The organism is Pseudoroseicyclus sp. H15 (assembly GCF_054353345.1).
Genome location: NZ_JBTHJE010000002.1, coordinates 95,036 through 117,585, shown reverse-complemented (window position 1 = coordinate 117,585; position 22,550 = coordinate 95,036). Strand labels below are relative to the sequence as shown.

The 22,550-nt window shown below is 66.7% G+C and carries 18 protein-coding genes and 1 pseudogene; 8 read left to right on the top strand and 11 right to left on the bottom strand.

Annotated features, from left to right (window positions below; all coding sequences use genetic code 11):
- The 3 genes from ACXN5S_RS04375 to ACXN5S_RS04365 form a co-directional block, all read right to left on the bottom strand.
- Window positions 1–2,385: a circularly permuted type 2 ATP-grasp protein gene (locus ACXN5S_RS04375; RefSeq protein WP_458604180.1), complete on the bottom strand. Its 2,385-nt coding sequence runs from the start codon at window positions 2,383–2,385 to the stop codon at window positions 1–3.
- A gap of 157 nt (window positions 2,386–2,542) precedes the next feature.
- Entirely contained in the window at window positions 2,543–5,881 is a 3,339-nt protein-coding gene (locus tag ACXN5S_RS04370; protein ID WP_458604179.1) for a transglutaminase family protein, read from the bottom strand.
- 132 nt (window positions 5,882–6,013) lie between these two features.
- A complete protein-coding gene (locus ACXN5S_RS04365; RefSeq protein WP_458604178.1) occupies window positions 6,014–6,613 on the bottom strand; it encodes a sulfotransferase family protein in 600 nt (199 codons plus the stop codon).
- Between the two features lie 174 nt (window positions 6,614–6,787).
- On the opposite strand from ACXN5S_RS04365, the gene recA reads away from it, so the two are divergent.
- The 3 genes from recA (at window position 6,788) to ACXN5S_RS04350 (ending at window position 11,049) form a co-directional block, all read left to right on the top strand.
- Window positions 6,788–7,873, top strand: coding sequence for a recombinase RecA (gene recA, locus ACXN5S_RS04360; protein WP_458604177.1), 1,086 nt, complete (start codon window positions 6,788–6,790; stop codon window positions 7,871–7,873).
- A gap of 228 nt (window positions 7,874–8,101) precedes the next feature.
- Entirely contained in the window at window positions 8,102–10,765 is a 2,664-nt protein-coding gene (gene alaS / locus ACXN5S_RS04355; RefSeq protein WP_458604176.1) for an alanine--tRNA ligase, read from the top strand.
- Window positions 10,762–11,049, top strand: a complete 288-nt coding sequence (locus ACXN5S_RS04350; RefSeq protein WP_458604175.1) for a DUF1330 domain-containing protein — start codon at window positions 10,762–10,764, stop codon at window positions 11,047–11,049. Before alaS ends, ACXN5S_RS04350 begins: the two co-directional genes overlap by 4 nt.
- Here ACXN5S_RS04350 and ACXN5S_RS04345 read toward each other — a convergent pair.
- From ACXN5S_RS04345 to ACXN5S_RS04325, 5 genes are all read right to left on the bottom strand, one after another.
- On the bottom strand, window positions 11,046–11,603 hold the full coding sequence (locus ACXN5S_RS04345) for a dienelactone hydrolase family protein (protein WP_458604174.1): 558 nt from the start codon (window positions 11,601–11,603) through the stop codon (window positions 11,046–11,048). The two genes, ACXN5S_RS04350 and ACXN5S_RS04345, sit on opposite strands and share 4 nt — an antisense overlap.
- Window positions 11,604–11,767: 164 nt before the next feature.
- Window positions 11,768–13,588, bottom strand: coding sequence for a translational GTPase TypA (typA, locus tag ACXN5S_RS04340; protein WP_458604173.1), 1,821 nt, complete (start codon window positions 13,586–13,588; stop codon window positions 11,768–11,770).
- A gap of 219 nt (window positions 13,589–13,807) precedes the next feature.
- Window positions 13,808–14,434 carry a YitT family protein gene (locus ACXN5S_RS04335; protein WP_458604172.1) on the bottom strand — a complete coding sequence of 209 codons (627 nt, stop codon included), beginning with the start codon at window positions 14,432–14,434 and terminating at the stop codon, window positions 13,808–13,810.
- Between the two features lie 101 nt (window positions 14,435–14,535).
- Window positions 14,536–14,871 (bottom strand): DMT family transporter, encoded by a 336-nt coding sequence (locus ACXN5S_RS04330; protein WP_458604171.1) that lies wholly within the window; start codon window positions 14,869–14,871, stop codon window positions 14,536–14,538.
- A gap of 159 nt (window positions 14,872–15,030) precedes the next feature.
- On the bottom strand, window positions 15,031–16,245 hold the full coding sequence (locus tag ACXN5S_RS04325) for an NADP-dependent isocitrate dehydrogenase (RefSeq protein ID WP_458604170.1): 1,215 nt from the start codon (window positions 16,243–16,245) through the stop codon (window positions 15,031–15,033).
- A 135-nt stretch (window positions 16,246–16,380) separates the two neighbouring features.
- Here ACXN5S_RS04325 and ACXN5S_RS04320 point away from each other — a divergent pair.
- Window positions 16,381–16,746: pseudogene (locus ACXN5S_RS04320) on the top strand (DUF4112 domain-containing protein); the annotation flags it as partial.
- A gap of 39 nt (window positions 16,747–16,785) precedes the next feature.
- Here the strand turns inward: ACXN5S_RS04320 and ACXN5S_RS04315 are convergent.
- The 3 genes from ACXN5S_RS04315 to ACXN5S_RS04305 are packed head-to-tail and all read right to left on the bottom strand — an operon-like array spanning window position 16,786 to window position 18,858.
- Window positions 16,786–17,949 (bottom strand): HD domain-containing protein, encoded by a 1,164-nt coding sequence (locus ACXN5S_RS04315; RefSeq protein ID WP_458604169.1) that lies wholly within the window; start codon window positions 17,947–17,949, stop codon window positions 16,786–16,788.
- A complete protein-coding gene (locus ACXN5S_RS04310) occupies window positions 17,946–18,200 on the bottom strand; it encodes a hypothetical protein (protein ID WP_458604168.1) in 255 nt (84 codons plus the stop codon). Before ACXN5S_RS04310 ends, ACXN5S_RS04315 begins: the two co-directional genes overlap by 4 nt.
- Window positions 18,201–18,204: 4 nt before the next feature.
- On the bottom strand, window positions 18,205–18,858 hold the full coding sequence (locus ACXN5S_RS04305) for an alpha/beta hydrolase (protein ID WP_458604167.1): 654 nt from the start codon (window positions 18,856–18,858) through the stop codon (window positions 18,205–18,207).
- A 207-nt stretch (window positions 18,859–19,065) separates the two neighbouring features.
- Between ACXN5S_RS04305 and ACXN5S_RS04300 the strand changes: the two genes are divergently transcribed.
- From ACXN5S_RS04300 to ACXN5S_RS04285, 4 genes are all read left to right on the top strand, one after another.
- Window positions 19,066–19,596: an Rrf2 family transcriptional regulator gene (locus ACXN5S_RS04300; protein WP_458604166.1), complete on the top strand. Its 531-nt coding sequence runs from the start codon at window positions 19,066–19,068 to the stop codon at window positions 19,594–19,596.
- A gap of 69 nt (window positions 19,597–19,665) precedes the next feature.
- Window positions 19,666–20,721 carry a cysteine desulfurase family protein gene (locus ACXN5S_RS04295; RefSeq protein ID WP_458604165.1) on the top strand — a complete coding sequence of 352 codons (1,056 nt, stop codon included), beginning with the start codon at window positions 19,666–19,668 and terminating at the stop codon, window positions 20,719–20,721.
- Window positions 20,718–22,229, top strand: a complete 1,512-nt coding sequence (sufB, locus tag ACXN5S_RS04290; protein ID WP_458604164.1) for a Fe-S cluster assembly protein SufB — start codon at window positions 20,718–20,720, stop codon at window positions 22,227–22,229. The genes ACXN5S_RS04295 and sufB overlap by 4 nt, the downstream gene beginning before the upstream one ends.
- Window positions 22,226–22,537, top strand: coding sequence for a heavy metal-binding domain-containing protein (locus ACXN5S_RS04285; protein ID WP_163892085.1), 312 nt, complete (start codon window positions 22,226–22,228; stop codon window positions 22,535–22,537). Before sufB ends, ACXN5S_RS04285 begins: the two co-directional genes overlap by 4 nt.
- The last annotated feature ends 13 nt before the right edge of the window (window positions 22,538–22,550 follow it).

Below are 22,550 nucleotides of genomic sequence, written 5' to 3'. Positions count from 1 at the left end.
CTACCGGAAATAGGCGTCGGAGAGCAGGGTCGACAGCACGCCCATCTCCTCCGCCGCCGCGTTGAGCCGCTCGGTCGTCAGCTCCGCCGGGGTGGCACCCTGCACGGCAGCCTGCACATGCAGCAGCGACCGCTGGAAGGCGCTGAGCTGGCGGTGGCGCTCGGTGCCCGGCAGGTAGCCCACATGCTCGGCCACCTCCGTGAGTTGGAAGGCGATGGCGCGCGGGTTGAGCGTGTCGAGCGCGAGCAGGTCGATCACCGTGGCGCGGGTGGGCGCGGCGGCATAGCGGCGCCGGTGGCTCATGGTGCTGTCGCCAAGCTCGATGACCAGATCGAGCGCCCCGTCCGGCGCGCCCGGGTCGGCGAAATCCTCCAGAAGGCGCGCCACGCTATGCGCCCGCTCCAGGTCGCGCCCGATGGAAAGATAGCGCCAGCCCGCGAAGCGATACATGTTCTCATGCACGAGGCCCGAGAAGGCGGCGATCATTCGCAGCAGGGCCGACATGGCGCGCACGGTGTCGTCGCCCGGCTCGGCCGCGCTCACTTCGGCCAGCGTCCGCTCCAAGTCTGTCAGCGCGAGCCAGCCGTCGAGCGAGAAGCGGTCGCGCACATGGCCCGCCGAGCCGATCGCCGATTGCAGCACCGGCCCGACGGCGGCTCCGATGCCGGCGCCGAGCTGCACACCGCGCGCGGCCAGATGCGCCTCCAGCCGGGCGAATATGGCGCCGTCGCTGGCGCCCTGTTCGGCCAGCCGCACATGCCAGGCACGCCAGAGCCGCACGATCATCTCGGCGCGCTCGATATAGCGACCGAGCCAGAACAGGTTGTCGGCGGCGCGCGAGGGCAGGGCCGAGGGCTGCAGGCGCAGCGGATCGTCGCCCGTGGCAGGCAGCATCGTCTCCGACGGCACGGGGTGGGGCGAGACCACCCACACATCCGCCGCCAGCCCGCCGCGCTGCAGAGCCAGCTCCGCCGGCCGGCTCTCGCGCCCGATGCGGGCATAGCCGCCGGGCATAACCTGCCAGCCTTTCTCGGTGCGGGCGAGGAAGACACGCAGGCTCATGGGCCGCGGCACCAGCTTGCCCTCCTCGAAGGCCGGCGTGGTTGACAGCGTCACCGCCTCTTGCCCCACCAGCCCGGCGCCCGCCTCCTCCAGCCAGTCGGCAAAGCGCCCACCCGTCCGTGCCGCCTCTGCCGCCGTCTCGCCTGCGTCGAAGAGCGCGCGGGTGGAGAGGGCGCCCGAGATTGTCATCCGCTCGGCATGGCGCAGCACATAGGCGCGCTCTTCGGCGCCGCCGCACCACCAGGTGGCGATGTTGGGCATCCGCAGGGGCTTACCGTCGACCAGCTGGGAGATGCGGGGCAGGAAGGCCAGCAGCGCCCGCGTCTCCAACACGCCGGAGCCGAGGGCGTTGACCATCGAGAGGTTGCCCGAGCGCAGCACCGAAACCAGCCCGGGCGTGCCGAGATGGCTGTGTTCCTCCAGCTCCAGCGGGTCGGCGAAGGTCGCGTCGAGCCGGCGCCAGAGCACCGAGATGGGGCGCAGCCCCGCCACGGTGCGCACCATCAGCTGGCCGCCCCGCACGGTCATGTCGTCGCCTTCCAGCAGCGGCACGCCAAGGTAGCGGGCGATATAGGCGTGCTCGAAATACGAGGCGTTGTGCGGTCCCGGTGTCATGATGGCCACGCGCCCCTCGCTGGCGCCGCCCATCTGCATCAGCGCATCGCGAAAGCGTCGGAAGAAGCCGGCCAGCCGTTCGACATTGGCGCGGGCGTAATGCTCGCTATAGGCGCGGGCGGTTGCGATGCGGTTCTCCAGTGCGAAACCGGCGCCCGAGGGAGCCTGCGTCCGGTCGCCCAGCACCCACCACTTGCCGCCGGGGCCGCGCCCGATGTCGAAGGCAAGGTAATGGAGGAAGTGTCCGGAGCGGGGCTGCACCCCCACCATGGGCCGCAGCCATTCGGGATTGCCGGCGATCAGCCCCGGCGGCAGATGCCCGCCCGCCACCAGCCGGCCCGGCCCGTAGAGATCTGCCATGACCTTTTCCAGCAGGTCGGCCCGCTCTGTCAGGCCAGCCGCGATCTCCTCCCATTCGGCCCGGTCGATCAGCACCGGCATATGGCTCATCGGCCAGTCGCGGGGGGTGGAGGTTTCCTGCTCGTATTGCCGGTAGAACACCCCGGCATCGCTGAGATAGCGGTCCGCCGCCGCGTGCCGCCCGGCCAGCTCATCGGGCGCCATGCGCGACAGCGCCGCGATCAGCTCGCCCCAGGCCGGCCTGAGCTGCCCGTCCTCGCCGATCAGCTCATCGGGCACGCCCTTGAGCGGCTCGTAGCCGTCCAGCAATGCCGGGCGGGGCGGTTGAGGCTTGAGGTCCTTCGTCATCACCCGCCCAATATCGCAGGCCGGTCTTCAGGAAAGGCAAACCGCCCGAAACGGGCCCCCCTGTCTTTGCTCCGACAAAATCCTCGGGGGGGCTGCCAAAGGCAGCGGGGGGCAGACAGCCCCCCTCCAACGCCGACCTCCCCGCGCGTCCCTCGCATCAGCTCCACAGCCCCGGCGGGCGGCGCAGATCGAGCGTCATCGGGAATTCCGGATGCGGATGCTCCTCCGGCGGCGTGAAGCTGCCCGAACTGCCGCCATGCGGCTCGAAGCGCGCCAACCGCCGCGCCTCCGCCTCATAGGAGTTGACCGGGAAGGTATCGTAGCTGCGCCCGCCCGGGTGGGCGACGTGATAGGTGCAGCCTGCCAGCGAGCGGCCCGACCAGGTGTCGTAGATATCCAAGGTCAGCGGCGCATCGACCGGCAGCACGGGGTGGATCGCCATCGAGGGCTGCCAGGCCTTGAAGCGCACCGCGCCCACCGCCGCGCCATTGGCCACCTGCGTCAGCGGCACGCGCCGGCCGTTGCAGGCCACCTCGTAGCGGGCCGGATCGGCGGCGCTCAGCTTCACCTGCAACCGCTCGGTCGAGCTGTCGGTATAGCGCACTGTGCCGCCGATGGCGCCGGTCTCACCCAGCACATGCCAAGGCTCCAGAGCCTGGCGCAGCTCCAGATGCACGCCCTCGGCCTCGATCTCGCCGCAGAAGGGGAAGCGGAACTCGGCCTGCGCCTCGAACCACTCCTCGCGCATCTCGAAGCCGTGCTCACGCAGGTCGGCCAACACGTCGCGGAAGTCGGCCCAGAGCATCTCGGGCAGCATGAAGCGGTCATGCAGCGCCGTGCCCCAGCGGGTGAGGCGGCCATCGGCGGGGCTCTTCCAGAAGCGGGCGATCAGGGCGCGGATCAACAGCTGCTGGGCCAGGCTCATGCGCGGCTCGGGCGGCATCTCGAAACCGCGGAACTCCACGAGGCCGAGCCGCCCGGTGGGGCCATCGGGGGAGTAGAGCTTGTCGATACAGATCTCGGCGCGGTGGGTGTTGCCGGTGACATCGGTCAGAATGTTGCGCAGCAGCCGGTCGGTCAGCCAGGGCAGGGGCGGTACGCCCTCACCCGGGGCCGGCATCTGCGCCATGGCGATCTCCAGCTCGTAGAGCGCATCGTGGCGGGCCTCGTCGATGCGCGGCGCCTGAGAGGTCGGGCCGACGAAAAGGCCGGAGAACATGTAGGACAGGCAAGGATGCCGGTTCCAATGCAGGATCAGGCTCTTCAGCAGATCGGGCCGGCGCAGGAAGGGCGAATCCTGCGGCGTGTCGCCGCCGACCACCACATGGTTGCCGCCGCCGGTGCCCGTGTGCTTGCCGTCGATCATGAACTTGTCGGCGCCGAGGCGGCATTGCCGGGCCTCCTCATAGACGGCCTCGGTGGTCTCGACGCAGCCCTGCCAGTCGCTGGCCGGGTGCACGTTGACCTCCAGCACGCCCGGGTCGGGGGCCACGCGGATGACATTCACGCGCGGATCGAACGGCGGGGCGTAGCCCTCGATATGCACGGGCATGCCCAGGCGCTCTGCCGCGGCCTCTGCCGCTGCGACCAGTTCGAGGTAATCGTCGACCTTCTCGACCGGCGGCATGAACACGCAGAGCCGCCCATCGCGCGGCTCGACGGCGAGGGCGCTGCGCACATGCCCGTCGATATCGGGCGCCATACTCTGGCCCGGGCGATCCTCCTGCGGCTCCGCCGGGGTGAAGCTGGCCACGGGCTGGCCGTGGCGGGCCATAGCACCGTCGCTCGCGGCATGCGGGTCGGGCAGCTCCGGCAGGTCCTGCATCGTGTCGGCCGGGTTGGTGTAGGGATAGCGCGAGGCCGGCAGCCAGGGCAGTGAATTCAGCGGAATGCGGTAGCCGAGCGCGCTGTCGCCGGGTACCAGGAACAGCCGGCCGCGCCGGAACTTCCAGCGCTCGCTGGCCCAGCGGCGGTCGCTTGCGCGGGCCTGCCAGCGCTGCACGGGCAGAACGTAGCCCACAGGCTCCGTCAGGCCGCGCTCGAAGACCTTGGCCATGCGGAAGCGCTCTTCTGCGTTCTGCAGCTTGCTGTTCTCCGGCGACACATTCTCCGGCAGTTCGGCTTCCTTCAGGATCCAGTGCGCCGGGTCTTCATAGGCGGCGGCGATGTTCTCGCCCGTCACGCCCAGCTCTTCGGCGATGGCGACAGTCAGACGGCCCGCGTCCTCATGCGTGACGTCGTTCTCGGCCGTCTCTTCGGCGATGAGATCGGCATTGCGCCAGATCGGCACGCCGTCCTTCCGCCAGTAAAGGCTGAAGGTCCATCGCGGCAACGTCTCACCCGGATACCACTTGCCCTGGCCGTAGTGGAGGAACCCGCCCGGCGCGAAGCGCTTCTGCAGGCGGCGGATCAGCTGGTCGGCCAGCGCGCGCTTGTCGGGGCCGGTGGCATCCTCGTTCCACTGGCCGCTCTCGAAATCCTGGGTGGAGACGAAGGTCGGCTCGCCGCCCATGGTGAGGCGCACGTCGCCCTCTTTCAGCGCGGCATCGACCTTATGCCCCAGCGCATCCAGCGCCTGCCAGCTCTCTTCCGAGAAGGGCTTGGTGATGCGCGGATGCTCGGCCACTCGGTCGATCCGCATGTCGAAGTCGAAATCGACCTCCGCGGCCGTCGCCATGCCAGAGATGGGGGCGGCGTTCTTGTAATGCGGCGTCGCGGCCAGTGGGATGTGGCTTTCGCCGGTCAGGAGGCCCGAGGTCGGGTCGAGCCCCACCCAGCCGGCACCGGGCAGATAGACCTCGGCCCAGGCGTGCAGATCGGTGAAATCATGATCTGTCCCGCTCGGGCCTTCCAGCGCCTCGACATCGGGCTTCAGCTGAATGAGGTAGCCCGAGACGAAGCGCGCCGCGAAGCCGAGCTGGCGGAACACCTGCACCAGTAGCCAGGAGCTATCGCGGCAGGAGCCGGTGCCGCGCTCCAGCGTCTCTTCCGGCGTCTGCACGCCGGGCTCCATGCGGATGACATAGCCTACGGCATTCGAGACCAGCTGGTTCAGCTCGACGATGAAGTCGGTGACCGGGCGCTTGCGCCGGTCGACCCGCTTCATGAACTCGCGCAGCAGGGGGCCCGCCTTTTCGGGCCGGCGGTAGATCACCAGGTCGGGCGCGATGTCGGAATGATAGTTGAAGGGGAAATCCTTCGCATCGTCTTCCACGAAGAAGTCGAACGGGTTGTAGACGGTCATATCCGCCACCAGCCCCACCTCGATGCGGAACTCGCGCACCGGCTCGGGGAAGACATAGCGGGCCAGCCAGTTGCCGTAGGGGTCTTGCTGGTGATTGACGAAATGGGGCTGCGGCGAGACCTTCAGGCTGTGCGAGATCACCCTGGTGCGGCTATGTGGCGCCGGGCGCAGGCGGATGACCTGCGGCCCCAGCGTGACGGGCCGGTCATACTGGTAATGCGTCAGATGGGTGATCGCTGCCTTGATCGCCATATTGCTCGTCTCCGCGCTGCTTGCCCTTGAATTTCATGCTTGCGCCCCCGGCACAAACCCCGAACGCGCGCACGGGCCGACGCCGCCGCAAACCGTTGCCGGCCTGCCGGTTTTTGCAGCGGAGCAGGGGCGTCAGACGGACGGAGCGCCGCCGAGCTGCTCCCAAAGCGCGAATTCCTCGGCGCCCTTCTTCTTCAGGCGCTGCACCATGCCGGGCTTCAGCGCCAGATCCATGGGCGGGGAGACATTGGCGGGCGGCACCTCGATTTTCCGCTCCAGCCGCTCCTCGAGAAAGGCGTGCAGGGCATCCAACTGATCGTAGCGGAACACATGGTCGACCCCGATACCGCCCTCTTCGTTCTTCACCATCGCCCATTGCGTACCGACATCGGCATAGTCAGGTCGCTTGCCGCGGCACCAGCCATCGACGAACTCGTCGAAGCTCAGACCCTTCGTAGAGATCCAGGCATCGTCGCGCTGGCGATACCGGTACCAGCTGCCGAGCCAGTCGAGCGGTTCGCGCACCACGGCGACCGTCTCGGCCTTGGGGCAGCCACCGCGTTCCATCAGCGGGGCGACGAAGCGGTTGTAGCGGTAGAGCGTCATGTGCTTCAGGCCCGGCGGGTCGCGAAACACGATGTCTGCCTGCGGCCCCAGAGCCTTCTCCAGCGCGGTCGTGCCCGTCTTCGGCACGGCGAGGATCGCCAGCCGCTTCTGCCAGAACACCATCATCTTGCGAACCCTCCCGGCACTTCAACCAACATCTGGCTCTCTCCCGCCTTCATGACCGATTAACCACTTTTTTCTTGCTTTGTTCTCTTTTTGGTCTCATGTAATGCGGAACACCCCGTGAACATCGAAGGCAGTTGCCGGGGTCAGGGCAACATGAAACAAGGGACCAGGGCAATGGCGGCAGCGGACATTCTTTCGATGAACGACAAGCGCGTGGCAGACAAGCAAAAGGCGCTCGACAGCGCCCTGGCACAGATCGAGCGGCAGTTCGGCAAGGGCTCGATCATGAAGCTCGGCGGCGAGAACGCCATGCCGGATATCGAGGCGACGTCCACGGGCTCTCTGGGCCTCGACATCGCTCTGGGCATCGGCGGCCTGCCGAAGGGCCGGATCATCGAGATCTACGGGCCGGAAAGCTCGGGCAAGACCACGCTCACCCTGCATGTGGTGGCCGAAGAGCAGAAGAAGGGCGGCGTTTGCGCCTTTGTCGACGCTGAACACGCGCTCGACCCGCAATATGCCAAGAAGCTGGGCGTCGATCTGGACGAGCTGCTGATCTCGCAGCCCGACACGGGCGAGCAGGCGCTTGAGATCGTGGACACGCTGGTGCGCTCGGGCGCCGTCAGCCTTGTGGTGGTCGACTCGGTCGCCGCGCTGACACCGAAGTCGGAGCTTGAGGGCGACATGGGCGACAGCTCGGTCGGCGTGCATGCCCGCCTGATGAGCCAGGCCATGCGCAAGCTGACCGGCTCGATCAGCCGTTCCAACTGCATGGTCATCTTCATCAACCAGATCCGCATGAAGATCGGCGTGATGTTCGGCTCGCCGGAGACGACGACGGGCGGCAACGCGCTGAAGTTCTACTCCTCGGTCCGCCTCGACATCCGCCGCATCGGCGCCGTGAAGGACCGCGACGAGGTCGTCGGCAACTCGACCCGCGTGAAGGTGGTGAAGAACAAGGTGGCCCCGCCGTTCAAGCAGGTCGAGTTCGACATCATGTATGGCGAGGGCATCTCGAAGACGGGCGAGCTCATCGACCTCGGCGTGAAGGCCGGCGTGGTCAACAAATCCGGTGCCTGGTTCTCTTATGGTGACGAGCGGATCGGGCAGGGGCGGGAGAATTCCAAGACCTTCCTGCGTGAGAACCCCGACATCGCCTACGAGATCGAAGACAAGATCCGCGCCTCGCACGGGCTGGATTTTGGGTCTAGCGATGACGACGGCAAATCGGGCGGCGACGACGACCTCGTCGAGATGTGACGCACCCTCGTGGGCCTCTACTCTCGGAGACATTCAAAGGGCGGCCCGTCGTGGGTCGCCCTCTCACGTGACGCCGGTCCCCACACCGATTTCCATATGGAAATCGCAGGCGGAAACCATATGGTTTCCGCTCGCACAGCTCCGGGCGCTCACGCATAAATCACATCCGGTGGACAGGGGCAGACCGCAGCGATACACCGCAGTCCGACCCATTTGACGGACCTCGCCATGACCAGTCTCGCCGACATTCGCTCGACCTTCCTCGATTTCTACGCGGGCCAGGGCCACGAGCGTGTGGCAGCCTCGCCGCTGGTGCCGCGCAACGACCCGACGCTGCTGTTCACCAACTCTGGCATGGTCCAGTTCAAGAACGTCTTCACCGGCGTCGAGCACCGGCCCTACAGCCGCGCCACGACCAGCCAGAAATGCCTGCGCGCCGGCGGCAAGCACAATGACCTCGACAATGTCGGCTACACGGCCCGACACCATACCTTCTTCGAAATGCTGGGGAATTTCTCCTTCCAGGACTATTTCAAGGAAGAGGCGATCACCTATGCCTGGGACCTGCTGACGAAAGGCTTCGGCCTCAACAAGGACAAGCTGCTCGTCACCGTCTACCACACCGACGACGAGGCTGCCGCGCTCTGGAAGAAGATCGCCGGCCTGCCGGATGAGAAGATCATCCGCATCCCCACCGATGACAACTTCTGGATGATGGGCCCGACCGGCCCCTGCGGCCCTTCCTCCGAAATCTTCTACGACCACGGCGACCACATCTGGGGCGGCCCGCCCGGCAGCCCCGAGGAAGACGGCGACCGCTTCATCGAGATCTGGAACCTCGTGTTCATGCAGTTCGAACAGTTTGAGGACGGCACGCGCAAGCCGCTGCCCAACCCCTCGATCGACACCGGGATGGGGCTGGAGCGGATCGGCGCGCTGCTGCAGGGCAAGCACGACAATTACGACACCGACCTCATGCGCGCCCTCATCGAGGCCTCGGCGCATGTCACCTCGACAGACCCCGACGGCCCCGGCAAGGTGCACAACCGGGTCATCGCCGACCATCTGCGCGCCATGTGCTTCCTCATCGCGGAAGGCGTGCTGCCCTCCAATGAGGGGCGCGGCTACGTGCTGCGCCGCATCATGCGCCGCGCCATGCGCCATGCGCATCTGCTCGGCGCGAAAGACCCGGTGATGTACCGCCTGGTGCCGGCGCTGGAGACCGAGATGGGCGTCGCCTATCCCGAGCTCGGGCAGGCGCGCGCGCTGATTACCGAGACGCTGAAGACCGAGGAAGAGCGCTTTCGTCAGACACTCGACCGCGGCCTGAAACTGCTGGACGATGAGCTGGCCGGCCTGCCCGAGGGCGCCGAGCTGCCCGGGGCCTCCGCCTTCAAGCTCTACGACACCTACGGCTTCCCGCTCGACCTCACGCAGGATGCCCTGCGCGAGAAGGGCCGGGGCGTCGATACCGAAGGTTTCGACAGCGCCATGGCCGAGCAGAAGGCCAAGGCCCGCGCGGCCTGGTCCGGCTCTGGCGAGGCGGCGGAAGAGGGCATCTGGTTTGACTTGGCCGACAAGCACGGGCCGACAGAATTCCTCGGCTACGACACCGAGGTGGCCGAGGGGCAGATCCTTGCCCTCGTCGGCGACGGCGCAGCTTTGGTCGACAGTGCCGAGGCCGGGGCCGAGCTGCGGCTGGTGCTGAACCAGACGCCGTTCTATGCCGAATCCGGCGGCCAGGTTGGTGACACCGGCGTGCTGAAGACCGACACGGGCGAGGTGACGATCACCGATTGCCGCAAGATCGCCGGCGTCTTCGTGCATATCGGCCAGGTGACCGAAGGCCGCATCGAGCGCGGGCAGGGCGCCGAGCTGCGCGTCGATCACGAGCGCCGCGGCATGATCCGCGCGAACCATTCCGCCACGCACCTGCTCAACGAGGCGCTGCGCGAGGCGCTTGGCGATCACGTCGCGCAGCGCGGCTCGCTCAACGCGCCCGACCGGCTGCGCTTCGACTTCAGTCACAACAAGGCGCTGAGCCGCGAAGAGATTGCCCGCGTCGAGGGGCAGGTGAACGAGATGATCCGCCAGAACTCGCCTGTCGAGACGCGGATCATGACGCCTGACGATGCGCGCGGCATGGGCGCCCAGGCGCTGTTCGGCGAGAAATACGGCGACGAGGTTCGCGTTGTCTCGATGGGCCAGGCCGATACCGGCAAGGGCCCGAAGGGCGACACCTGGTCGATCGAGCTTTGCGGCGGCACACACGTGACCCGTACCGGCGACATCGGCCTCTTCGCGCTGGTGGCTGACAGCGCCTCCTCCTCCGGCGTCCGCCGGATCGAGGCGCTGACGGGCGCGGCGGCGGTGGCCGAGCTGCGCCGGCGCGACATGACGCTGGGCGAAATCGAAACACTGCTGAAGACCGGCGGCACCGATGTGGCCGAGCGGGTGAAGGCGCTGATGGACGAGCGCCGCACGCTCGCCAACGAGGTTGCTCAGTTGCGCCGCGAACTTGCGATGTCCGGCGGCGCGCATGGCGGGCCGAAAGCCAAAGAGATCAACGGGGTGAAGCTCGTGGCTCAGGTGATGCAGGGCGTCACCGGCAAGGATCTGCCCGCCATCATCGACGAGATGAAGGGCGAGCTTGGCTCTGGCGCCGTGCTGCTCATCGCCGATAGCGGCGGCAAGGCAGCGGTGGCCGCGGGCGTGACCGGCGACCTGACGGCGCGGCTCTCGGCGGTCGATCTGCTGAAGACCGCCGTGGCGGAATTGGGCGGCAAGGGCGGCGGAGGCCGGCCCGATCTGGCCCAAGGGGGCGCCGCGAGCGCCGAGAATGCCGACGGCGCCATTGCCGCGGCCGAGAAACTGATTGGAGATCTGGCATGAGCGCGCTCTGGATTGCCCATGTGAACGTCACGAACGCCGAATCCTACGGCCGTTATGCCGAGCTGGCGACGGGCGCCATCGAGGGTCATGGCGGCGTCTTCCTGGTCCGCGGCGGCAAGTACGAGCAGCTCGAAGGCGAGGATCACGCCCGCAACGTCGTGGCGCGCTTCCCCTCACTGCAGGCAGCGCATGATTGCTACAACTCGCCCGAGTATCAGGCCGCGCTCGAGCACGCCAAGGGCGCGGCCGAGCGCTCGGTCGTGATCGTGGAAGAGGTCGCCTAGATCGACGCGAGAAAGGCGTCGGCGCGGCTGAGGCAGAGCTCGGCCGCCTCGGCCCCGTAATCTTCCAGCGCGCGGTCGAGGAAGTAGTGGCCGACGCCGTCGTAGCGGAAGATCTCCAGCTCGGCACTGCCCTTACTGGCGGCCCATTCGGCGAAATAGGCTTCATCGTCAAAGGGATCGGGGCGGGCGATATGGGCCTGCACCCGCAGCCCCGGCTTCAGCCCCGGCACGAATTCGGCGCCGCCTGCAAAGAACAACGCCCCGCCGATATCGGGCCGCTGGCCCCAGCTTTCCCCCACAAACATCGCGCCGAGCGAGACGCCGGCGAGCACCGCGCCCCGCGGCGCCGCCATGATCGCCGCATGGGCGCGTTCAGCGACGGCATCCCCTACCTCGCGGCGGATCGCGAAGCCCTCGTCGTAGGTCTCGGCGCTGGCGCCATCGTAGAGATCGGGGAGGGAGACGGTATGGCCGTTCGCCTCCCACCGGGCGCGCATGGCTTGCTCGACGGGGCGCAGGCCCAGAACGGAGTGCAGCAGAACGACATGGGCCATCGGCGGTAACCTCCAGGTAATCCCTTTTGAGAACAATAGGGGAACGAGGGGGCCCGTCAACTGGCGGGGGCAACGTCAAATGTTGGATTGAAACTTCATGCCCCGCACGGTCACGGGCCCGGCAGGCCCGTGACGATTGTGCTGTGTGCCGGGGGCGCTACCGCTTAGCTGGCGGCGCGGCCCTGGCGCTTGCGCTCGTGGGGGTCGAGGTAGCGCTTGCGCAGGCGGATGGAGTTCGGCGTGACCTCCACCAGCTCGTCATCGTCGATATAGGCGATGGCCTGCTCCAGCGTCATGATGACCGGAGTCGTCAGGCGCACGGCTTCGTCGGTGCCGGAGGCGCGCACGTTGGTCAGCTGCTTGCCCTTGAGCGGGTTCACATCGAGATCGTTCTCGCGGCTGTGCTCGCCAATAATCATGCCCTCGTAGACCGGGTCTTGCGGCTCGATGAACATCTTGCCGCGATCTTCGAGCTTCCACAGCGAATAGGCCACGGCCGTGCCGCCGCCCATCGAGATCAGCACGCCCTGGCGGCGACCCTGGATGGGGCCGCGGTGCGGCGTCCAGCCGTGGAAGATGCGGTTGAGCACGCCCGAGCCGCGCGTGTCGGTCAGGAACTCGCCGTGGTAGCCGATCAGCCCGCGCGAGGGCACATGGGCCACGATGCGGGTCTTGCCGGCGCCGGCAGGCTTCATCTCGACGAGGTCGCCCTTGCGCTGGCCGGTGAGCTTTTCAACGACGGCGCCGGTGTATTCATCATCGACGTCGATGGTGACTTCCTCGACCGGCTCCATCGTCTGGCCGTTTTCCTGCCGGAAGATCACCTGCGGGCGCGAGATCGACAGCTCGAAGCCTTCGCGGCGCATGTTCTCGATGAGCACGCCCATCTGAAGCTCGCCGCGGCCGGAGACCTCAAAGGCCTCGCCGCCGGGGGTGTCGGCGATGCGGATCGCGACGTTGGATTCGGCTTCCTTCATCAGCCGGTCACGGATGACACGGCTTTGCACCTTCTTGCCTTCGCGCCCGGCGAGGGGCGAATCGTTGATGCCGAAGGTCACGGTGATGGTCGGCGGGTCGATCGGCTGCGAGGGGATCGCATCCTCGACCTCGAGAGCACAGATCGTGTCAGCCACGGTGGCTTTCGTCATGCCCGCGAGGGTGACGATATCGCCAGCCACCGCCTCGTCGATCGGCTGCTGCGAGAGGCCGCGGAAGGCGAGAACCTTGCTGACGCGGAACTGCTCGATCTTGTCGCCCTTGCGGGAGAGGGCCTTCACCGTCTCGCCTGTCTTCAGGCGGCCGGATTCGACGCGGCCGGTCAGAACGCGGCCCATGAACGGGTCGGACGACAGCGTCGTCGCAAGCATCGAGAAGGGCTCGCTGTCGCGGGCCTGCTGCTTCGGCGGCTCGACGTGGGAGATGATGAGATCGAAGAGCGCGTCGAGATTCTTGCGCGGCCCGTCGAGCTCGGTATCGGCCCAGCCGGCACGGCCGGAGGCGTAAAGATGCGGGAAATCAAGCTGTTCGTCGGTCGCGCCGAGGTTGGCGAAAAGGTCGAAGCATTCGTCGAGCGCGCGGTCGGGCTCGGCATCGGCCTTGTCGACCTTGTTGAGCACCACGATGGGCTTCAGCCCCAGAGCGAGCGCCTTGGCGGTGACGAACTTCGTCTGCGGCATCGGGCCCTCGGCGGCGTCGACCAGCAGCACAACGCCATCCACCATCGACAGGATCCGCTCGACCTCACCGCCGAAATCGGCGTGGCCGGGCGTGTCGACGATGTTGATGCGGGTCGAGCCATGCTCGACGCTCGTGCATTTGGCGAGGATGGTGATGCCGCGCTCACGCTCGATATCGTTGGAATCCATGGCACGCTCGGTCGTCGCCTGGTTTTCGCGGTAGGTGCCGGATTGCTTGAGAAGCTCGTCCACCAGCGTCGTCTTGCCGTGGTCAACGTGCGCGATAATCGCGATATTGCGAAGGTCCATGAATAGTGCCTCGAAGGGGGAGTTGCCGGGCGCTTACAATGCAGCCGCAGAAAAGGCCAGCACCAACAGCGTCAGTTGAATATAGAGCGGTCGTCCTGCGCATATATGCGCCAGTCGGCGTCGCCCTTCGGGTTGGGCTGGCCGTGATGAAAGCCGATATAGGGCAGAAGCGCCGCGCTTACCACCGCTGTGACGCGGCGAAACGGCCCTGTGGCTTTGTCAGCGCACGACGTACCAGTCGCGGCGATGGTTGAAGGCGATGACGCCGTTCAGCACCAGCGCCCCCAGCAGCGACCAGAGCACCCGTTCGGCGGGGAAGAGGAAGAAGGCGACGAGGAAGATCACCGCGTCGACTATGAGCTGCACGTTCCCCGCGCGGAAGCCGGTGGTGTCCTGGATCAGCACCGCCACGACGCCAAGCCCGCCGAGCGAGCCCTTGTGGCGGAAGATGGCAAGCAGCCCGAGCCCCGTCATGGCGCCGAAGAGCACGGCGCCGAAGGCCGGGTTGACGTCGCCAAGGTGAAACCAGCCGGGGATGAGATCGCTCAGGATCGACAGGCCGATGACGCAGCCGATGCTCTTGAGGGTGAATTCCAGCCCCATGCGCCGGTAGGCCAGCCAGTAGAACGGCAGGTTGACGATGAAGAACACCACGCCGAACGACCAGCCGGTGAGATACGAGATGATGACGGCGATGCCTGCCGTCTGCCCGGTGATCAGCCCCAGATGGGTCAGGATCACGAGGCCGGTGGAGGTGAGCAGCACGCCCATGGCCAAACCTTGCGCATCCTCCGCCGGTTTGTGGCGGGGCGCGTCTTCTGGCGGGTAGGGCACTGCGGCTGGCATGGCGCGACTTTAACCAACGGTCAGGCGCCGTCCAGCGGTGTGGCGCGAGGGAAGGGGGCGCGCGTGCGCTCTGCCTGCTCTTGCAGCAGACCGTCGGGCCGTCAGTGCGGCGAGGCGCCGGAGAAGAGGTTGATGATGAGCACGCCCGCGAGGATCAGCGACATGCCGATCACGGCCGCCGCGTCGAGCTTCTGCCCGAAGATCAGCCAGCCGGCGAGACCGAGGAGCACGATGCCGAGGCCCGACCAGATGGCGTAGACCACGCCCACGGGCATCACCTTCAGCGCATAGGTCATGGCGTAGAACGAGATGCCATAGGCCACAACGACAAGCACCGAGGGCCAGAACCGCGTGAACTGGTCCGACGCCTTCAGGGCCGTCGTGCCGATGGTTTCGGCGAGGATTGCGAAGAACAGCCAGATGTAGTGGGCGGGCATGCGGCTCTCCCTCGCGGTGCCGGGCGACTCGAAAAGGGGGCCGCAGCCCCCAGCCCCTTCTGCCAATCCCGCAGCGCCTGCGCCAGCCCCCCGCAAATGCGACACGGCGGCGCGGATTTCTCCACGCCGCCGTGCTGATGTTTGCCTGAGTTCTGACGCTTAGAGCGCGAGCTGCTTGTCGAGGTTCTCGGCGACCTTCTCGAGGAAGCCCATGGTGGTCAGCCACTTCTGGTCGGGCCCGACGAGCAGGGCGAGGTCCTTCGTCATGAAGCCCGATTCCACCGTGTCGACGATCACCGTCTCCAGCGTTTCGGCGAAGGTCATCAGCTGGTCGTTGCCGTCGAGCTTGGCGCGGTGCTTCAGGCCGCCCGTCCAGGCGTAGATCGAGGCGATCGAGTTGGTCGAAGTCTGCTCGCCCTTCTGGTGCTGGCGATAGTGCCGCGTAACCGTGCCGTGCGCCGCTTCGGCTTCCACGATCTTGCCGTCGGGCGTCATCAGCTGGCTGGTCATCAGGCCGAGCGAGCCGAAGCCCTGCGCCACGGTGTCGGACTGCACGTCGCCGTCGTAGTTCTTGCAGGCCCAGACATAGCCGCCCGACCACTTCATCGAGGCGGCGACCATGTCGTCGATCAGGCGGTGCTCGTACCAGATCTTCGCGGCTTTGAACTTCTCTTCGAACTCTTCCTCGTAGACCTTCTGGAAGATGTCCTTGAAGCGACCGTCATAGGCTTTGAGGATGGTGTTCTTGGTGGAGAGATACACCGGGTAGCCGCGGTTGAGGCCGTAGTTCAGCGAGGCGCGAGCAAAATCGTAGATGCTCTCGTCGAGGTTATACATGCCCATGGCCACACCGGCGGCGGGCGCGTCGAAGACCTCGCGCTCGATGGTCTGGCCGTCTTCGCCGACGAACTTCATCGTCAGCTTGCCGGGGCCGGGGAAAAGGAAGTCCGTCGCGCGGTACTGGTCACCGAAGGCGTGACGGCCCACCACGATGGGCTGCGTCCAGCCCGGTACCAGGCGGGGGACGTTCTTGCAGATGATCGGCTCGCGGAAGATGACGCCGCCGAGGATGTTGCGGATCGTGCCGTTGGGCGAGCGATACATGCGCTTGAGGCCGAATTCCTCAACGCGCGCCTCGTCGGGCGTGATGGTGGCGCATTTCACGCCAACGCCGACTTCCTTGATCTTGTTGGCGGCGTCGACGGTGATCTGGTCATCCGTCTCGTCGCGCGCCTCGATGCCGAGGTCGTAATAGAGCAGGTCGATGTCGAGATAGGGCAGAATGAGCTTCTGCTTGATGAAATCCCAGATGATGCGGGTCATTTCATCGCCGTCGAGTTCGACGACGGGGTTTTCAACCTTGATCTTGGTCATGGAGCGCTCCCGCTTGAATCGATTTCGGGTCCGCTTACCCGATATCGGCCCGGCAGGGAAGGTATGCAGCGGTATACCGCTATGCGCGATCTGAACCACTTCGCTCCGGCGGCGTTGGGCTGACGGAGGTGACAGATGGATATCACGGATAGCGACCAAGGCCCTACCGCCCGGGCAGCCACGAGAAAACCGGTCGATCACGCGGCCGAACTGGCCCGGCTCGACCGGCTGGCCAATCTGCTCGACGCGAGGTGGCGGATCTTCGGCTTCCCCGTGGGGCTCGATTCGGTTCTCGGCATTGTGCCCGGCATCGGCGATACCATCACACTCGCGCCCTCGGCCTATATGGTCTGGCGCGGCCATCAGCTCGGCGTGCCGAAGCACAAGCTGGCGCAGATGGCTGGGAATACGGGTCTCGACTACGTGGTCGGTCTGGTTCCGCTGCTGGGTGACCTGTTCGACGCGGGCTTCAAGGCGAACCTGCGCAACGCCCGCATTCTGCGTGAGCACCTTACGAAGGAAGCGGCCAAGGCCGGCGCCCTAGCTATTAAGCTCAGCGCCCTGGAACCACGCCTCGATGCGAGGGCGCAGCGCTTCCCACACCGCCGGGGCGCCGCGGCGGACTTTGCCGCCGACGCGGTTCTCCAGCTTTTCGGGCGTGACCTCGTATTCAACCCAAGTGCCGCCGCCCGTTTCCAGATTGGCCATGACGGGCTGCACCCGGTCGATGCTTTTCGCATAGACCGCATCGTCGGAGTCGGCGGTCTCGAACTCGTCCCACAGGCTGCGGAAGGTCCCGCCTTGATCCTCGGGCAGGAGGCCGAAGAGGCGGTCGGCGGCGCGGCGCTCCTTGGCCTCCAGAGCGGCCACATCGTGGTCGCCATGGATCGGCGCGTCGCCCGCGTCGATTTCAACGAGGTCGTGCAGAATGAGCATGCGCAGGGCGCGGGAGGTGTCGGCCGGGCGGACGGCGTGCTCGCCGAGCAGATGCGCGAAGAGCCCGAGGTGCCACGAATGCTCGGCGGAATTCTCGCGGCGCGAGCCGTCGAAGATGGTGGTGCCGCGCAGGATGCCCTTCAGCCGGTCAGCTTCGGCCAGAAAGCGCAGCTGCCGGGCCAGCGGCTCGGGGGCTGGCTGGCCGCGCCGCTCCAGCAGCCCGGTGGCATGGGCGTGGAACTGCGGCCAGCTGTCGGCGAGGGCGGCGGCGCGGCCGGTGGTGAGGGCGGCGCGGGTGATGTCACGGTCGGTCTCTGTCTGCACTGTGGCGCCGAGCACCTGGAAGCCGGGCTGCGCGATATCGAGCATGCGGACGAAGCGCGCCTCGGGCGTGCGCCCGGCTTCGAATTCCTGCCAGAGCGCCAGAAGCGGCGCGCCCTGATCGCCCGGCAGCAGGCCGTAGAGCCGCTTGGCGGCCGCAGCCTCCTTGGCGGCGACGGTGGCGCGGTCGTGGGGCAGGTGGATCGGGTGGTCGCCGGCGTCGATCTCGACGAGGTCGTGGATCAGCGCCATCAGCAGCGCCCGGTCGGGGTTGGTGCCCGCGGGGGCGAGATCGGCGAAAACCATGGCCCAGAGGGCGAGATGCCAGGAATGCTCGGCCGTGTTCTCGCGGCGCGTGCCATCCATCAGCGTGCTGGCGCGGGAGATGCCCTTGAGCTTGTCGGCCTCGGTGAGAAAGGCGAGCTGGGCGGCAAGCCGCCCGCTCATTCGTCCGACGTCAGCGGTTTGGCGCCGCGGGCACGGGCGATGCGCTCGGCCTCGGTCGTCAGCATCACGCGCGCCCGGCGTTCGGCCAGGCGCACCCGCATAGCAGTGAGGAAGGCCTCCTCCATCGTCTGGCTGGAAGAGCCGATCTCTTTTGCGACCTGCATGAAATACTGATCGTCGCCGAGCGCATCCATCACGCGGATCGTCTCGATGGCCAGCTTGTCGGCGATCTCGTCGGTGATGCTGCTCATGGGCCTAACGCGTCGTTTCCGTCAGCCGGCGCGAGACATAGCCCTTCACCGAGTCGATCATCGTATCCATGTGCGGCTCTTCAAAGAAGTGGCCGGCGCCCTCGATCGTCTCGTGAGTGATCGTGATGCCCTTCTGCTCGTGCAGCTTCTTGACGAGCTGCACGGTATCGGCGGGCGGGGCCACACGGTCGGCCGAGCCGTTGATGATCAGGCCGGAAGACGGGCAGGGGGCGAGGAACGAGAAATCGTACATGTTGGCCTGCGGCGCCACCGAGATGAACCCGGTGATCTCGGGCCGGCGCATCAGCAGCTGCATGCCGATCCAGGCGCCGAAGGAGAAGCCCGCAACCCAGCAATGCTTGGAGTTGGAGTTCATCGACTGCAGGTAGTCGAGCGCCGAGGCGGCGTCGGAGAGCTCGCCGATGCCCTGATCGTATTCGCCCTGGCTGCGCCCCACGCCGCGGAAGTTGAACCGCAGCACGGTAAAGCCGAGATCGTGGAAGGCGTAATGCAGGTTGTAGACGACCCGGTTGTTCATCGTGCCGCCGAATTGTGGATGCGGATGCAGGATGATCGCGATCGGCGCGTCGTTGGCTCGTTGCGGGTGGTAGCGGCCTTCAAGCCGGCCTTCAGGACCGGGGAAGATGACTTCGGGCATCGTCGTCCTCTGGAGCCTCGAGGGTTTCTTGACGGAAACGCTCGGGCTCTTTAGAATAATTCTAAACCGGCGCCATCGCGGCCCGGCCAAGCTGCACGGGAAGTATGTGACACCCGGCGCGGCGTCAATGCAATTGGGGCCGGGGCCTCATGTGGGCGGTTGCCGCCAGCCGGTCGGATGGGCCGGAGGACGAGAAGGAACGCGCCGATGAAGCTGTCGACCAAGGGCCGTTATGCAATGGTGGCTTTGTGCGACCTAGCTCTTCAGAAGGACGGCGAACTGATGAGCCTCAGCGAGCTGTCGCAGCGCCAGGACCTGTCGCTGCCCTATCTGGAGCAACTCTTCGTGCGCCTGCGCCGCGCCAATCTGGTGGAAAGCGTGCGCGGCCCGCGCGGCGGCTACCGCCTGGCCCGCCCGGCGAGCGAGATCAGCGTCGCCGACGTTCTGGTCGCCGTGGATGAGACGGTGAGCGCCATGCACAAGGGCGCCGGCGCCTCGGGCGGCGCGTCGGGCAGCCGGGCGCAAAGCCTGACCAACCGGCTGTGGGAATCGCTGGCGGCGCATGTCTATGTCTTCCTGCACCAGACGCGCCTGTCGGATGTCACCAGCAACGGTCTCGCCCCCTGCCGCGCGGTGCCGGCGCTCTTCGAAGTCGTCGAAGAGGCGCTGGGGGCCGAACGCGCGGCAACGGACGAGGCCGCCAGAGAGGGCGTGGGCGAGCCGCAGATCCTCGGCTAACGGGGCTTGGCCAGGGCAGAGCGCCCCGCCGCAAACGACGCCGGGCATGGCCCGGACGGAAAGGAACTTGTGAGGCATTACCTCGATCACGCGGCCACCACGCCGCTGCGCCCCGAAGCGCGAGAGGCCATGGCGGCGGCAATGGATGTCGCCGGCAACCCCTCTTCTGTGCATTCCGAGGGGCGAGCGGCCAAGGGGCTCGTCGAGAAGGCGCGCGCCCAGCTGGCCGAGGCCGTGGGCGCCGATGCCAACGACATCATCTTCACCTCTGGCGCCACAGAAGCGCTGGGGCTGGGCCTCGCCGGCCGTGGCCTGGCCTGCGCGCCGGTCGAGCATGAGGCGGCGCTCGCCTGGTGTGAGCCCTCCCTAGAGGTCTCCGGTGACGGGCGTGTGACGATCCCCGAACCGGTGAAGGCGACGCTTCAGCTCGCCAACAGCGAGACCGGCATCCTGCAGGAGCTGCCGGAGGGGTTGGCGCTCAGCGACATCACGCAAGCTTTCGGCAAGCTGCCCTTCGCCTTCTCATGGTCCGGCCTCGGCATGGCCGTGCTCTCGGCCCACAAGTTCGGCGGGCCCAAGGGCGTCGGCGCGCTGGTGCTTAAGCCGGGCACCGAGGTCGCCGCCCGCGCCCTCGGCGGCGGGCAGGAGATGTCGCGCCGGGCGGGCACCGAGAACATCATCGGTATCGCGGGCCTCGGCGCCGCGGCCGCCGCGGCGCAGGCCGATCTGGCGAATGGCGTTTGGGAAGAGGTTGCGGCCCGCCGCAAACTTCTGGAAGACGCACTGGAAGAGGCGGCGCCGGGGCTCCATATCGTGGGCAAGGATGGCCCGCGCCTGCCGAACGTGACGAATGTCATCTCGCCCGGTTGGAAGGGCGAGACGCAGGTCATGGTGATGGATCTGGCGGGGTTCGCAGTCTCTGCGGGCTCGGCCTGCTCCTCTGGCAAGGTGCGGCTGAGCCGCGTGCTGGAGGCGATGGGTTACGGCGAGGATGCGGCCTGCAGCCTGCGTATCTCGCTGGGGCCGCAGACAAGCGACGAGACGGTGCTGGCCTTCGCCCGCACATTTGGAGAAAAGCGGCGCCGGGCCATTGCCCCCCGCCAGCAGACGAGGATGGACGCATGAACGAAGTCGTCACAACCCGCGAGGGTGTCGAACAGGATACGGTGGATGCCGTCGCCCGCCTCGCCGGCAAGTACAAGTTCGGCTGGGAAACCGAGATCGAGACGGAATACGCGCCGAAGGGCCTCAACGAGGACATCGTGCGCCTGATCTCGATGAAGAACGAAGAGCCCGAGTGGATGCTCGACTGGCGCCTTGCGGCCTTCCGCCGCTGGGAAGGCAAGGAGAACCCCACCTGGCCGATGCTCGACCTGCCCGACATCGACTTTCAGCACCAGTATTACTACGCCCGCCCGAAGAGCATGGACGTGAAGCCCAAATCGCTCGACGAGGTCGACCCCAAGCTGCTCGCTACATACGAAAAGCTCGGTATCCCGTTGAAAGAGCAGGCTTTGCTCGCCGGTGTCGAACCTGCCGAGGGCGAGGAAGATCGCCGCGTTGCCGTCGATGCAGTCTTCGACTCCGTCTCGGTCGGCACGACCTTCAAGGAAGAGCTCGCCAAGGCCGGCGTCATCTTCTGTTCGATCTCGGAAGCGATCCGCGAGCACCCCGAGCTGGTGAAGAAGTACCTCGGCTCCGTGGTGCCCGTCAGCGACAACTTCTACGCCACGCTCAACTCGGCGGTCTTCTCCGACGGCTCGTTCGTCTACATCCCGCCGGGCGTGCGCTGCCCGATGGAGCTCTCCACCTACTTCCGCATCAATGCCGAGAACACCGGCCAGTTCGAGCGGACGCTGATCATCGCCGACAAGGGCTCTTATGTCAGCTACCTCGAAGGCTGCACGGCGCCCCAGCGCGACGTGGCTCAGCTGCACGCGGCGGTCGTCGAGATCGTTGTCGAGGAAGATGCCGAGGTGAAGTACTCCACGGTGCAGAACTGGTTCCCCGGCGACGACGAAGGCAAGGGCGGCATCTACAACTTCGTCACCAAGCGCGCCGATTGCCGGGGCGACCGGGCGAAGGTGATGTGGACGCAGGTCGAAACCGGCTCCGCCATCACCTGGAAGTACCCCTCCTGCATCCTGCGGGGCGATGACAGCCAGGGCGAGTTCTACTCCATCGCCATCACCAACAACGCCCAGCAGGCCGATACCGGCACGAAGATGATGCATCTCGGCAAGAACACAAAGAGCCGCATCGTCAGCAAGGGGATCAGCGCCGGCAAGGCGCAGAACACCTACCGCGGCCTCGTCTCGATGCACCCCAAGGCGACCAACAGCCGGAACTACACGCAGTGCGACAGCCTGCTGATCGGTTCGGGCTGCGGGGCGCATACCGTGCCCTATATCGAGGTGAAGAATAACAGCAGCCGCGTCGAGCACGAGGCCACGACCAGCAAGGTCGATGACGACCAGCTCTTCTACTGCCGCCAGCGCGGCATGGACGAGGAAGAGGCCGTCGCCCTCGTCGTCAACGGCTTCTGCCGCGACGTGCTGCAGGCGCTGCCGATGGAATTCGCCATGGAAGCGCAGCAGCTGGTTGCCATTTCCCTGGAAGGGTCTGTCGGATGATCACCACCACCACGACCAGCATCGAGGGCCGCCCGGCCACCGAGTATCTCGGCATCGTCACGGGCGAGGCCATTCTCGGCGCCAACGTGTTCCGCGACATGTTCGCCAATGTCCGCGATTTCGTCGGCGGGCGCGCCGGCGGCTACGAGCGCGGCATCGGCAAGGCGCGGCGGATCGCGATCGAAGAAATGGAAGACGAGGCGAAAAAGCTGGGGGCGGATGCCGTCGTCGGTGTCGACCTCGATTTCGAAGTCATCAATCAGATGCTCATGGTGACGGCCTCCGGAACGGCCGTCCGACTGGGCTGAAGGAAGAAGAAAC

Coding starts and splice junctions, on each gene's coding strand:
- ACXN5S_RS04315 (WP_458604169.1), bottom strand. CDS start 17,949: ATGAGCGGGCGGCTTGCCGCCCAGCTCGCCTTTCTCACCGAGGCCGAC.
- ACXN5S_RS04330 (WP_458604171.1), bottom strand. CDS start 14,871: ATGCCCGCCCACTACATCTGGCTGTTCTTCGCAATCCTCGCCGAAACC.
- ACXN5S_RS04375 (WP_458604180.1), bottom strand. CDS start 2,385: ATGACGAAGGACCTCAAGCCTCAACCGCCCCGCCCGGCATTGCTGGAC.
- ACXN5S_RS04350 (WP_458604175.1), top strand. CDS start 10,762: ATGAGCGCGCTCTGGATTGCCCATGTGAACGTCACGAACGCCGAATCC.
- typA (WP_458604173.1), bottom strand. CDS start 13,588: ATGGACCTTCGCAATATCGCGATTATCGCGCACGTTGACCACGGCAAG.
- ACXN5S_RS04345 (WP_458604174.1), bottom strand. CDS start 11,603: ATGGCCCATGTCGTTCTGCTGCACTCCGTTCTGGGCCTGCGCCCCGTC.
- ACXN5S_RS04325 (WP_458604170.1), bottom strand. CDS start 16,245: ATGACCAAGATCAAGGTTGAAAACCCCGTCGTCGAACTCGACGGCGAT.
- ACXN5S_RS04310 (WP_458604168.1), bottom strand. CDS start 18,200: ATGAGCAGCATCACCGACGAGATCGCCGACAAGCTGGCCATCGAGACG.
- sufB (WP_458604164.1), top strand. CDS start 20,718: ATGAACGAAGTCGTCACAACCCGCGAGGGTGTCGAACAGGATACGGTG.
- recA (WP_458604177.1), top strand. CDS start 6,788: ATGGCGGCAGCGGACATTCTTTCGATGAACGACAAGCGCGTGGCAGAC.
- ACXN5S_RS04285 (WP_163892085.1), top strand. CDS start 22,226: ATGATCACCACCACCACGACCAGCATCGAGGGCCGCCCGGCCACCGAG.
- alaS (WP_458604176.1), top strand. CDS start 8,102: ATGACCAGTCTCGCCGACATTCGCTCGACCTTCCTCGATTTCTACGCG.
- ACXN5S_RS04370 (WP_458604179.1), bottom strand. CDS start 5,881: ATGGCGATCAAGGCAGCGATCACCCATCTGACGCATTACCAGTATGAC.
- ACXN5S_RS04305 (WP_458604167.1), bottom strand. CDS start 18,858: ATGCCCGAAGTCATCTTCCCCGGTCCTGAAGGCCGGCTTGAAGGCCGC.
- ACXN5S_RS04335 (WP_458604172.1), bottom strand. CDS start 14,434: ATGCCAGCCGCAGTGCCCTACCCGCCAGAAGACGCGCCCCGCCACAAA.
- ACXN5S_RS04300 (WP_458604166.1), top strand. CDS start 19,066: ATGAAGCTGTCGACCAAGGGCCGTTATGCAATGGTGGCTTTGTGCGAC.
- ACXN5S_RS04365 (WP_458604178.1), bottom strand. CDS start 6,613: ATGATGGTGTTCTGGCAGAAGCGGCTGGCGATCCTCGCCGTGCCGAAG.